Here is a 12812-nt window from a genome sequence, read left to right on the forward strand (position 1 = left end):
TTCCGACCTGATATTCGATACCAAACGCCGCCCTTAACCGTCGCTGCGCCTCGCGGGATCAACGATCTTGAAGAACGGCATGGCTGTAGCCGCCGACATTTCAGACATTCATGGTGAATTGGACGCTGCCCAATACCGGCCACCCGTTCAGCTTATGCGGCTCGGTCCGGAGCTGCCCCCAGATTGGATAATCGACACGCCGAATGAGTCGCCCGAAAGTGACCGCTCGCTCATTTCTGGGGGATTGGTGCTGCAAGCGAGAGGTCGGTCGGGGGGATGTGAACTTCAATCTGCCCGCTGATTTGCAGGCAGAATATTAGCTGCCACAATGGCCTGCTCTGCATCAGGCCCTTGGGCTTGCCGCTTAGTCCGCCGTCCGATGCTGCACCTTGAACGTCGCGTTAGCGGTAGTGGCCGAAATGGATTCATCGGGCGTGCCAGGCCATTTCGACAACATGCTCAGATCACACCGCCGGCCATGCTCCTCGAGGATCGCGCAGGCGGCATACATCGCGTCCTTGGGAGGGTCTGTGGTCAGCCATGTGCGAAGACAGGCGGCGATCTGATCCCATTCCAGGCCGGCTCCGAGCACCGCCTCGATATCCCAGGGGGCTCTGCGAGGATCCCGCGCAAGTTGGTCGAACAAACCGGGCAGGCGGTCTTCAGACCAGCAGTGGCGCGAATGGGGAAGGTGGGGATCCAGAAGGCGGCGCCGAAGGTCGAACCAGCCCCGATCGTTGCAGCCATCGGCGAGCCAATTCAGCTCCGATTCCTTCTCGATCAGTCCGAAATAAGGCGCCAGTGCTTCGATCTGACCTATCCGCGTCAGCCCCGGATGACCCCTTTCCTTGATCCCGAAATGCGACGTCAGATACTGAAACAGCTTCGAGGGCTCTTCCGCCTTTGCAATCGCCTCAGCGGCACGGTCTAGCAACGCATCCGTCTCGATATAGAGAGCCGCCTGGACAAGCTGCGGCGATCCCGATGCGTCGCCCCAATGCTCGAGCAACAGTTGCTCGGCGAGATCACGGGGCAGGCGGATAACAGCATTGAACAGGACATGATCAATTTCGAAGTCCCGGTCCGGGTCGGGCGCAATCTCGGCCGCCCGATTAGCAAATGCGGTGCGCAACACATGCGTCAATTCTTCGGACCAAACGGTCCTGGTGTACTGCCACCAGAAACGGCGATCATCTCGTTCAAGCTTGGGGAGCAGCAGGGGAATGGCCGTATCATCCCCCCGCTCAAGACGACGCTGAAGGATACGATCGCCCAATATAGCGTCATCCTGCGAGGCCCGCATGATTCCAAGATCACTCTCGCCCCAACTCGACGCCCACAGGTCGAATGCCGCGGTCCGCTCGTTCGGATCTCCGCCTGGATCCTGCCACCAGTCGAGGAGCAGCGCCCGATTGGCCGACGACATAAGGAGCCCGTTCTCGTCTCTCCGTCGCTCCCAATGGTCGCGACCGCCGCGAAAATTGATGAAATAGGATTGCGCTGATCTCGCCCTGGCTTTGCCCATCTCGGTCACGCAAAAGCGCAGGGCGGCCGGATGATCGACGGCATGGAGCAGATAGTAGATCGGCCAGGCCAGATCCTCGCTGGCACCGCGTCGGGTCAGATAGTCGATTGCAGGGCCGGGCGGCCGCCGCTCGATGGCCCAGCGCATTTCCGAGCTGGCGAGGTCGTCGCGAGGTGACGGGTCCGAGCCATTCCTTGTCGTAGGCAACGCCGCCCAGGCATCGCACACAGGGCTAAGCGCCTGTTCGGCATTTTCTTCCGAGCAACAGAATGCAAAGGCCCAAAGATAGTCCTCGAGCCGGTCGAGACGGCCTTCGTCCAGAGCCCAGGATTGGAGAAGCGCGGGCAACAGTCGGGGATCGGCGATGCTGCCGGCGAGGTGGAGAAGTATCTCGCGCGTCTTCGGATCACAGTCCCGGTCCAGCAAATAGGTTTCTGCCTGCGCGACCAGCGTGTCCGCATGACGAAGCTGGGCATGCTCGATCTGGCGCTGGCGCCAACGCTCACGGTTCCAGCGATACTGGAACGCGCAATCTTCAACCCCTGCGTCCAGATCGCCGTTGCGCAAACGGGCCATCAGCTCATGAGTGCCCGCATGGGGAAACAGCTTTGCGAGGGACACAATGTCGGGCCCTACTGCGTCCATCAGGACTATGGCCATTGCATGGCGGAGGGAGCGCTGATGGGACTCGCGATTGCTCTCCTGCGTGAGCCAGGCCTGCGCCAGCGCGACCAGTTTCGTGCGTGCGGGCGTTCCGTATGTCGTGCGGACGATGGCATGGAAGATGGCGAGGGGTTTGAGTGGCTGACCCGTTCGAGGAGGCCCTCATCAGTCAACCGGGCGTAAACAAGGTCACCCAGGATGGCGGCATAGAAGGGATCCTCCAAGAGCGCATCGCTCATCGTCCCCGCAGAATGCAAGGAGGCCGCTGCGTCCACCAGTAGATGGTCCCGGACACGGTCATGCCGAAAGACCAGCACCTGGCGATCCGAGCGGCCCTCAAGGCGAACGACCGCGCTGGCAGCGACGAGCTGGCGGATTGCATCCAGATCTGGATGAAGGCCTGGCCACTGCAAGATTTCGGTCCAGGTCGGCGACATCCTGCAGCGCTCCAACATCTCCACGGAAAGTCGCGAAAGTGCCGCACGAAGCTCACCGGCTGGCCTACTCGTTTGTCCCTCGCAGCGGTGCATCGCGCGCTCGACAAAGTCAGCGATAATCTCTTTTGGGGCCGAGGTGCCGCCAAATTCGTGGAGCCCAATAAGGAGTGGATCGTTGCCGAGCGCCTTCGAAAGGGCGTGGCATCCAACGGTGCTGATGGATTTGTAGGCGACCCTGGCTTTGGCTGCCACTGCTGCGATGCCATCCATGTCGGTGAAGGGCGAGGGTTGGACGAGCATTGGCTCGATGAGGCGCCGGGCCGAGTCCGGAAGGCCATGGATCGCGCTGGGCCAAAGCGGACAAAGGATACGCCACGCCGGCGCACCACGCCGCTCGCCGCTCGCCGGCTCTGCGGCCCACCGAGCAATCTTTTCGATTGCACGTGACGGGTTGTTGGCATGGTTGATGTCTTCGACGAGCAGAAGCAATGGCCGGCTGGTCGAGGCAAGCGCGAGCGCCGAGGGCGTATCGGCCAACTGGGGATGCAGCCGCTGCAGCGCGGTCAGGATCGCGCCGGACAGGGATGTTGCCTCATCAACGACGTCCTCGGGAATGACTAGGGCAAAGTCCCCACCTGCCACCCATTGGCTCATCGTGCAGAAGCAGGCGACTGACTTGCCCGATCCGGACTCTCCCATGATGAAGCTGACGGGTTGTCGGGATTGAAGGAGACGGCGATCAAGGTCGCGTCCGATCCAAACGCCCCTTTCATGCACAGGAGCGAAACTCTCCAGGCTTGTAGTCGAGAGATGGGAGAGGAGCTCGGGTGACAGGAGCTCCTGCTCGATGTCGAGTAGGACGCGCCTGATCCGCTGGCCGGCGGGGTCGGTATCGAGTACATGCGCGAGGCGTGCTCGCGACCAGATCTCGACGGTCATCCCGTGACTCGCTCCGAGTGCGACGCTGTCGCGGACCAAACGCTCGTCGGGCTCCCGGTTTGTCGTCAGGAAGAGCGTGGCTTTAAGGTCGGGGGTGCGTACCCGTTCCTCGGCGACGACCTCGGCGGTCTTCAATATGTCTCCGATGCGCGGACCTGCGGCCATCCACTTCGCTTTGAGGCCGCGCTCCGCGGCGGTGGTGTGATGGGCGACCACCATGTGGGCAGGACACACGGCGCGAACGAAACCGATATTGTCGACGGGGGATGCTCGTGTCTTCCCGAAGGCGTTGACACCTTGCTGCGAAAAGGCCGCGCAAAGCGGTTCTGCATGATGAAGGACGGCAAGCGCGATTTGCTCGAACCGACCTTCGTCAGTGAGCTCCGCCAGGGCCTTGATCGTGCGCGGGTCCACGTGTCAGGAGGCGCTTGATGGTTCGATGGCGATGATCAGCCGACCTGCATAGACCTCCCTCGAAGTGGCGAGGGATGACCGGATCACAATCGGTTGGTTCTCGACATTATTGTCTCGGAAATAGTAATTCGCCCAGTCCCGGTCAGTCAGTTCAAACATGCCGTCTTGATATCCTATCGGTGACGCTGGGAACAAGCCTTGCGGTAGTCAATCGGCTGTTCCAGCACGTGGGGTCTTGGGCGATGCACTTGCCCCTGCCCAACTTCATCATTCAAAGCGGCTGCCATCCTCACGGTCGAAGGTGTCCCAATGCTCGATGCTGCGATGCAGGCGCACCTCAGCCTCGCGAGCCCAGTGCCGCACGCGAGGGTCGAAGTGATCCTTGAGGGACGCCACCATGGGGAGGCGCCTCACATAACGCCCCGAGAACGGTCCAGAGCTGACCCCTGAGAAGAAACGATCCTCAAAGGCGGCCAGGATGGGGAGCGGATCCGGGGCAAGGTCGATGAGGGCGCGCGCCGCATCCGACCAAGCTAGCCCGCCAGCGTCCAATGAAGAGGTATAAGGAATGAGCTCGGCCAGCCTCGTCGCACGGGTTTGAGGGTCCTCGGCAACCCAGCTGCGGATAAGATCGACGTCGATCGAGGGGCGCTTGTCCTCGCCCGATCCATCGCGGTCGCCGAGTACCCCGCCCAGCAGCAAATCGAGGAGCCCGCGCCGCCGTGCCCGGACAGTCGTGCCCAAAACGAGCTCATCAAGCACGATGCGCGGGAAGGCGTCGAGCAAGGCGCGGCCAAGATCGTCGAACTCGTCCATAGCCTCAACTCGTTTCAGGCCGCGCAAATGCCGCGCGATCGCGACTGCAGTCGCTGCGCCTTGCTCTGTCCGCAGCACGATCTTGGCAAGCTGGGACAACTCGCGGTCGGACCGCCGGCGCTGGGTATCGTAGCTGCGCGGATCGATGAGGATTAGGCGCGCCACTTCGACAAGCTCGGGTGCATAGTCGCGTTCCTTTTGCTTGTCGCCGAAGAACCGCATCTGAAGGATCTGGCTCGCAGCCGCCACCCCGTCGGGATGGGCAATGAGACGACGCAGCAGGCGCGAAAGGTCTTCCGCCGGAATGGCGGCCGTAACCCCGCCGAACATGAGCGCACTGAGATGTTCCGGACTAGCGCCCCTCTCGAGCGCCACGATGAACCGGTCAATCTCCCGTGGCCCAAGAGGGCGCCGCGTGTGCAGATAGATGATGAACCGCTGTAGCAGAGGATCGGTTGCGGCCGCATCGAGGGTCGCGTCTCCCCAGGCCGGATCGCGCGTAGCGCCAGCACGCGCGATGCCGATCAAGGCTCCCGCGTCGCGCTGGCCTTCGGGTGCGTCGCGATAGATGCGGTAGGCCTCCGCCCAAAGCGCGGGAATGTCGCTCGTTCCCTCGCCGAGCCCTTCACCAAAGCTAAGCGTGCTGGATTCTCCAACGACTGCGACGGCCCGCCGCAGATATTCTTCCAGCGGCCGGGCATGCCTTGCAAGCCGCCGGCCCGAGCCCGCGCGCGAGGACCTCTACTTTGCGTGTGTGGCGCTGGTCCTTCCCCGCCGGATGCCAATGGCGCCAGGGTTCGCCAATCACAAAGGCCTCAAAGAATTGCTCTTCGTTCTTGGGGCGGAGCTCATATTCGTAAGCTTGCAGGGCCTCAGTCCGCGACCCGAAATGAAGGGCGTCGTTGGCACTCCGCCAGCCTTCATCCCAGTAACCCAACGGCTTGATCTGCCGAGCAAGCGCGATCGCCTTGTCCTCAATGCCGGACGCAGCGTGGGCTCTCAAATGCTGAACGACGATCGAGCGAGCCCGTGCCGCGAGTGTAGGCTCGGTCTCGACAATCCTCTGGATACGGGAGGCGGCCGCGTCGATCCAGGCGATATAGTCGGCGCCGCGCGGACGCCACTCGCTGGTTCGAGCTTGGGAGCCGAATGCCGGCGCGAAAGACGAGCTGAGGTTATCGGTGTCGAGCATGTGGTCCAGTGCTTCGAGACCAAGGGCACGGACAGCCACATCGGGATCGTCGAGGAGCCGGTCGATGACGGCGAGACGCGGCGCCAGTAGCGCCCGGGTCCAGGACAATGCCGGCCAGAAACGCTGAAGGAAATGATCGCGAAGATTTGATCGCTCATTGTCCGGCCGGCCGTCGATCCGGATCAAAGAGACGAGGCACAACATCGCGCGCTCGAAGAGCGCTGGATCATAAGCCAGGTGAACCAGTAGTTCACCAGTATCCTCGCGGGTGTGGTAGGACGAGGCGAGCGCTGTCTCTTTTCCTTCCGGAAGGGCGCGTTCGATAAAGCTGAGCACCGCCTCGGGCGCAGAGGGCGCCAGGCCGAAGAAAGCCCGCTCTTGTTCGTCGCTCCAGTCAGCTGGCGCGCTGAGCCAGCCATTAGGTGAAATCAGACGCTTGGCGATTTCGGCTGCGCGTGGTTCCGCCTCGAGTTGGCCGAGACGGCGAGCAAAAGAAGCGAACAGACGCTCTGGGCCAGCCGCGAAGGCGCGGAGGATAGTTTCCGGATCGCTGAGGCGCAGCATGGCGGCAGCAAGCTGATTAGCAATCGGGTCAGGCTTGACCGCGCGCTGTGCACCGCGCTTCTGCGCAAGGCCCCAGACGATCATCATTTCGATATGACGATAGAAGGCGGCCGGGCTGATACCGGCGATTTCTGCAAGGACAGGATATTCAGCCTGTCCGTCCGATCCTTCGACGAGGAAGGCATAGACCAAGGCAGCGGCATTGGCGGCCCTGCGGGCATCAGGGTCTCCCCCTCGCTCGATCTGGAAAAGCCGATCAATCAGCTCTGCATCGCTTGCGCTCGCGAGATTGACGCCTTTGGCAGCGCCGCGCGCGATCGCGAGCGCGACACGGGCATTGCCTTCCGAAAATCCCGCAAGATGGTCGACCTCAGCATCGCTGAGTTGGGGGACGCGCTGCTTGAGGAGGCTTTGCAGCAGCGGGCCACTGTTCCGTTCAAGGCGGACAACGAGCGTGTCATTGGGCGCTTCATCTTCGATGTCATAATCGATGGACAGCAGGCTGACCCGGCTTCCTGTCCGCCTGACGATCTCGGCGAGCTGCGCGTGGGTCCGGGCCGTCGCATTGTCGACGATGAGCACGGCTTCTGTGCCGGCGAGCACCAGCTGCTCGGCAACGAGCGGTGCGCCCGTGCCGAGTTCGAGACCCGCGTCTGCATAAACGGCGAGGGCGGTCGGCAAAGCCGGGCCGGCGATGATGCGTTGATCGAACACAGCCTCGGCAAGCCTTGTCTTTCCCATGCCCGAGATGCCGACGAGCCTGACGCAACCGCTTCCTTGGGAAAGGACGCTCCGCATGGCTGCGAGGGCCTCGCGTATGTCACCTTCAATCCCCCCGACCTTCGCCCTGGCAGTGTCGTCGAGCAGATAAGGCGTGTCGGCGCTCGCTTCGGCTGACCAGTTCCCATAGGGGCGCCAGCCACGCAGTGGACGGCCTGCAGCTTGCAACAGCCAGAGCGCGACGCCGGGATGCTGGTTGGCCCATCGAGCGATGCGGTCCGGTCCCAGAAAATCGAGCGTAATGCGGTCGGCATTTGGGAGATCGGAGAGCGCCTCTCGCATCTTGGCGATACGATCGGCCTGCCCCTTCGAGCCGATGTCGTCGGTCGTGAAGAGAATATAAGCCCCCGACACTGAAGCCAGCTCCGCGAAGATCGGGCGAAGTCGGTCGTTGGGCCGCATTTCACGCGAGATCGCGGCGGGAGGCAGCACCTGCGCCTTGCTTTGGTAGATGATATCGCGGGCCGGGAGCCAGTCCTTGGGCTTGGGACCCTCGCGCCATTGCAGACGCGCGTCGATCCCGCCATCCGGTGCCGTCTGGCCCCCGCCCAGATCGATCCCAGTCAGCGGTACACCTTGCGCCGCCGCTTCAGCTTCCAAAAGCTTGCCAAGAAGTTCTCTCAGCGCTTCGTCGCCAAGCTTCGCGATGAGGTCCTTCGAAACCGCAAATGGGCCGATGCTGACACCCTGCTTGCGACCAGTGACTCCCAACTGCGCCGCAACGGTCGAGCGTTCGAGCACATAACCCGAAAAGCGCTCGAACAGCGGCGCCAGGCTCATTGAGATTGCAGTCGCAGGGTCACTCTCGATGAGGCCGACATCAAGATCTCGGTCGATCTCGGCAGTGTCGCTGAGAGCCTGCGCACCGTCGGGCACGCTCTCCCGCAGTTTCGGGTCTGCCCAAGCCTGGAGTACGCGACCCGACAAACCCTGATAGCGACCGCGGACACGCACAGGGGCTGTTTCGTCGGCCCCCGCGAGCCGCGCCAGCGAGGCGGCCTGACGAAGCAGGCTCCCAAGTTGGTGGATGGGAAGACTGAGGTCGAATATGGCCCCGGGGCTTAGGATGCCGGGCGCATCCTCGCGATATCCATCGCGAACAAACCCTAGTCCGCGAGGATCAAGCCGCCAAAATGCGCCTAGGGTCGGATCGGCTGTGTGTCCCGCATCTACCCAATGTTCGAGGGCGCTGTCGATTGTCTGAAGCCGGCGATCGGACGGCGCGCCAAAAGGATCCCAGATTGCTGGCGATGGTTGCTCAGCGAGCCACTCGCGTAGCACTTTCATCGGCAAGGCCGTCAGTCCGACAATTTCGAAGGCGAGTTCGAAATGACCATGCGGCGTGCGCGTCCAGTGGTCTGCTGGCTGGCCCTCGACGCGAGCGTCGAAGCGGGAGCGCGCGGCGCGCATGAAGCTTGCCAGAAGATCGGCTTCGGGCGCCGCAAACAGGCCAAGCACACGAAGAATCGCGACGACACGGTCGAAGCGCAAATTGATCTCGCCTTGCTCGAACGCGTTGACGGTTGGAACGCTCACACCGGCCAATGCTGCGAGGCTGCGTTGAGACAGCCGCTCAGCCTTGCGTCGGCGAATCGCTTCATCGACGAGGGACTGCCAATCGATGGGCGCGGTGCTCATGCGAACATCCTCGCCGCCTGGCCCTCGACAATCTCGCGATAACGCACACGAAAGTCGCCGAGCTCGGCGTTGGATGGCGTCTGCGGCGTTCTCGCCCGCGCGAACCCCTTTGCGAGCTGGTCGAGTGCGATCCGGATCGCAGGAGCAGGCAGGCCAATTTCGCTTCCGAACGCTTCAACCAGTGGCCGGTCGAGACTGTCAAATGGTCGCTTGCGACCGCCGATCGCGAGACCCGTCTCGCGGTTGAACGGATAGAGCAAAGTGTTCACCAGATCGTAGGTGGGGCTAAGCCGTAGTCCCTCGGGGCGCTCGAGTAGAGAAAAATTCTTCAAATGCGCATCGGCATTGCCGATCACGAAATTGAAAACCACCAGTCGGAAGAAGCGCTGCAGGTCGATTATTGGACGCGCCGAGTGGTCGGCGACGACGCGGGCTGCCTCCTCGTAGCTGGAATCGTACTTTCCGTTAAAATCGCGGCCGCGTGGCTTTCCCAGAATCTGGGCGAAGTCTTCGAGACGCAGACGCTCGCCGTCTCGTCTATCGAAGCGCTCGACCAGCAGGGCAACGCCCTCGATCCCGTGTACAGCGCCAATGGAGGCGTTCGTCACCTCGGCCGGCCCCAGAATCTCCCGAGCAAGTCGAAGCGAGGTATCCTCGTTCTGGACTAGCGTCGGCAGGTCCGGCGGATTGAGCTTTGCAATGTGCGTCGCTGGATCCTCCGGACGATGGGACGGTTCGAACGCGCGGTCCCCGCGGAACGCCAACAGCTTCTTCTGAACGCCTGAAAGTGTGCGCCCCGGCTGCGTGACGGCGCTCTCCAGAAGGTCGCCCTTGGGCGCGCTATCCGGCAATCCGTCGAGAGGGCGCACGCCAACGGCTCCGATACAGTCTGCTCCAAACCGCAGGAGCAGTTCGAAATCATCTTCGTCGGACGCATGGGCTGCGCGTGCCTGACGCGCGCGAAGCCATCCTTCAGGCGCGAGGTGCTCGAAAAACGGAAAGAGTCCGTTTGACCAATGATGGTCACGGACGGTTATGGGTAGGCCGCACGCAATGGTCCGACTCCATCCGGGATGATAGAGGAAGCGCGTGCCGGTGCCTGCCTCCGAGAGTGTCCCGGCAGCTACTCCTTTAAAAGTTACGAGCGCCTCACGCACGAACGACCGTGTCCTTGTTCAAAATAATCACCTTCGTGATATAATCTCTCTCTTTTGTTAAAGCAAGATTGAACAATTTCGGAAAAATTGCCTCATGAGCGCATTTTTTGCCCCTTGTGAATAATCTCTGAGGGCCGGGCAGTTGCCGGCGCGGGTAGATGAGCTCGCAAGATTGATCCGGTCGATTATAAAAAGAGTCACGCGCCGCGTTCTGCCCCAATCTACCGGAACGCAGTAATCAAGCCAGCGCGGAGCAAAATTAACGGACGGCAGCTTGTCGGTTCCGGTCGTCGCAAAGCAGACAGTCCAGATCGTCCAACTAAGCCGACATTCACCTGTTGGTTGAACTCAGACTTGCTGGACCATGCTCCAATGCGACCAGTTTGGGGCGGCGGACAATGCGAAGTTGAAGGAAGTAGGTCGGGGTGGCTGATCGAGAAAACCGTTCAGCGGCGTCCGGCCGCGTGTGAGCGAATTCATTCGACGAGAATTCGACGTGTTGCTTTTTGCAACTGAAAATCAACGCTAAGCCATTGATTTTATTGGTGACCCCTACGGGAATCGAACCCGTGTTTCAGCCGTGAGAGGGCCGCGTCCTGACCGCTAGACGAAGGGGCCACGTTCGGGCAGTTGCCTGCCGTCGTGATCGGGGCGCTTTAGGGGGCTCCTCCAGTCGGGTCAAGGGGGGCGTGGCGCCTTCGCGGCGCTATGCTGCTCGGTCCGAGGCGAAGCGGTCACCCACCGGAATGCGCCTCCGCATTTCACCGGGGTTTTCAGCTGTCGGCGATGTCTTCCACATGTAGTTCGGTGGCGGGGCGGGGGCCCCAGTCATCGATCTTCGCGCGGCCCGCGAGCCAGAAGCGGCGGGCACGATCGGCGCCCAGGAGCGCCTGGCCGAGCGGCGCATCGGCCTGGCGAAAGGCCATCGCCTTGAGCGAGCGCCCGTCTTCCCCGGCGACGATGGCGCGGACATGGCCATTGCCCACAATATCGGCGCGCACGACGCGGACCGGCCCGAGCACGACGCGCGGCGCGGGCCAGCCATTGCCGAAGGGGCCCGCCTGCTCCATCTGCGTCACCAGATCCGGAGTCAGCCCGCCGGGCGCGACCAGAAGGTCCACAAGCAGGGCACGGGCAGCGGACGCGCGGGCGATGTCCTCCCGCAGCCGCTCCTCCAGAAAATCGGAAAGTGCCTGAACCCGGTCCTGCCGGACGGTGAGCCCGGCCGCCATGGCATGGCCGCCGCCGGCGATCAGCAGCCCATGGTCCCCGGCGGCGAGGATGGCAGCGCCCAGATCGACCCCCTGGATGGACCGTCCCGATCCCTTGCCGATGCCGTCCTCGTCCAGCGCGATGACGATGGCCGGCGCGCCGGTCTTCTCCTTGAGCCGTCCCGCCACGATGCCGATGACGCCGGGATGCCAGCCCGTCCCGGAGACCAGGGCGATGGCGCTCTCGCCGCGCTCGGAGAGAAGGCGCTCGGCTTCTTCCTGGACATTCGCCTCGATGATGCGTCGCTCGCTGTTCAGCCGATCCAGATCGGCGGCGAGCAGGGCGGCTTCGGCGGGATCCTCGGTGGTGAGCAGGCGCACACCGAGATCGGACCGGCCGACGCGGCCGCCGGCATTGATACGGGGCCCAAGTGCAAAACCGAGATCGGAGGCTAGCGGCGCGCGCTCAAGCCGGCTGGCGGAAAGCAGCGCATTGAGGCCGATATTGCCGCGGCGAGCCATCGCTTTCAGCCCCTGCGCGACGAAGGCGCGGTTGAGGCCGCGGATCTGTGCGACATCGGCCACGGTGCCGAGCGCGACGAGATCGAGCAGATCGATGAGGCGGGGCTCGGGGTTCCGGTCGAACCAGCCGCGCGCGCGCAGGGTGCGGATCAGCGCGGCGCCGAGCAGGAACGCGACGCCGACCGCGGCGAGATGGCCATGCCCCGCGCCGTCGCTGCTCTCGTCCAGTCGGTTGGGATTTACCAGCGCGAGGGCAGGGGGCAGGGCGGCGGCGCATTTGTGATGATCGACCACGATAACGTCGAGCCCGGCGTCGCGTGCCGCTTCCAGCGCCGCGAAGGCCTGCGCGCCGCAATCGACCGTGACCACGAGGCTGGAGCCCTGTTGCGCGAGCGCGACCAGCGCCTCGCCGGAAGGGCCATAGCCTTCCATCAGCCGGTCCGGGATATAAACGCCGGCGTTGAGCCCGAGGTCGCGCAACAGGCGGATCAGCAGCGCGGCGCTGGTGGCACCATCGACATCGTAATCGCCGAAGATCGTGATCGATTCCCGGTCGATGACGGCAGCGGCGAGCCGCTCGGCCGCGCGGTCCATGTCCCGGAAGATCGAGGGGTCGGGCATGAAGGCGCGGATCGTGGGAAGGCGCTCGCGGTCCAGCATGTCGTTGGTGCAGCCGCGCCCGCGCAGCAGATCATCGACCAGATCGCCACTGCTGCCGGCGGGCTCCGGCCCGCGCCAGCGCCACGCGCGGCCAGTGAGCGATCGTTCGATATCGAGCGCGAAGCGGGTCGCGTTCATGGTCTGGCGCCCAGGGACGGGGAACAGCGTTCAGTCATGATCGCGCGCATCGGCTCCTGAAAAGTGGCAAAAGGCTCGCCGGCAAGTCCGGCCGGGAGACTCCTGGGATCAGTCCTAGCATGAGATTGCTTCCGTGCGACAGCCGTGGCGGCACGC

General features: G+C 63.2%; 7 protein-coding genes and 1 tRNA gene. All 8 read right to left on the reverse strand.

Features of this window, described 5'->3' with window-relative positions:
- Nucleotides 1-364: 364 nt before the first annotated feature.
- Nucleotides 365-2170, reverse strand: a complete 1806-nt coding sequence (locus HNP60_RS07120) for a hypothetical protein (protein ID WP_184151957.1) — start codon at nt 2168-2170, stop codon at nt 365-367.
- A gap of 5 nt (nt 2171-2175) precedes the next feature.
- Nucleotides 2176-3978, reverse strand: a complete 1803-nt coding sequence (locus tag HNP60_RS07125) for a hypothetical protein (RefSeq protein ID WP_184151960.1) — start codon at nt 3976-3978, stop codon at nt 2176-2178.
- 3 nt (nt 3979-3981) lie between these two features.
- Nucleotides 3982-4137 carry a hypothetical protein gene (locus HNP60_RS07130; protein WP_184151963.1) on the reverse strand — a complete coding sequence of 52 codons (156 nt, stop codon included), beginning with the start codon at nt 4135-4137 and terminating at the stop codon, nt 3982-3984.
- Between the two features lie 108 nt (nt 4138-4245).
- The gene (locus tag HNP60_RS07135; RefSeq protein WP_184151966.1) at nt 4246-5322 is read right to left on the reverse strand and encodes a hypothetical protein; all 1077 of its coding nucleotides are present in this window, start codon (nt 5320-5322) and stop codon (nt 4246-4248) included.
- 106 nt (nt 5323-5428) lie between these two features.
- Nucleotides 5429-8968 (reverse strand): helix-turn-helix domain-containing protein, encoded by a 3540-nt coding sequence (locus HNP60_RS07140; RefSeq protein ID WP_184151969.1) that lies wholly within the window; start codon nt 8966-8968, stop codon nt 5429-5431.
- Nucleotides 8965-10125: a HipA domain-containing protein gene (locus tag HNP60_RS07145; RefSeq protein WP_184151972.1), complete on the reverse strand. Its 1161-nt coding sequence runs from the start codon at nt 10123-10125 to the stop codon at nt 8965-8967. The genes HNP60_RS07140 and HNP60_RS07145 overlap by 4 nt, the downstream gene beginning before the upstream one ends.
- A gap of 543 nt (nt 10126-10668) precedes the next feature.
- Nucleotides 10669-10743, reverse strand: a tRNA-Glu gene (locus HNP60_RS07150).
- Between the two features lie 155 nt (nt 10744-10898).
- The gene (gene recJ, locus HNP60_RS07155; RefSeq protein ID WP_184151975.1) at nt 10899-12656 is read right to left on the reverse strand and encodes a single-stranded-DNA-specific exonuclease RecJ; all 1758 of its coding nucleotides are present in this window, start codon (nt 12654-12656) and stop codon (nt 10899-10901) included.
- Between the last annotated feature and the right edge of the window lie 156 nt (nt 12657-12812).

Origin of the sequence: Sphingobium lignivorans (assembly GCF_014203955.1) — a bacterium.
GTDB lineage: Bacteria > Pseudomonadota > Alphaproteobacteria > Sphingomonadales > Sphingomonadaceae > Sphingobium > Sphingobium lignivorans.

Excerpts from the sequence above, each read along its gene's own strand:
- HNP60_RS07120 (WP_184151957.1), bottom strand. The coding sequence starts at position 2,170 with ATGGACGCAGTAGGGCCCGACATTGTGTCCCTCGCAAAGCTGTTTCCC.
- HNP60_RS07130 (WP_184151963.1), bottom strand. The coding sequence starts at position 4,137 with ATGTTTGAACTGACTGACCGGGACTGGGCGAATTACTATTTCCGAGAC.
- HNP60_RS07140 (WP_184151969.1), bottom strand. The coding sequence starts at position 8,968 with ATGAGCACCGCGCCCATCGATTGGCAGTCCCTCGTCGATGAAGCGATT.
- recJ (WP_184151975.1), bottom strand. The coding sequence starts at position 12,656 with ATGAACGCGACCCGCTTCGCGCTCGATATCGAACGATCGCTCACTGGC.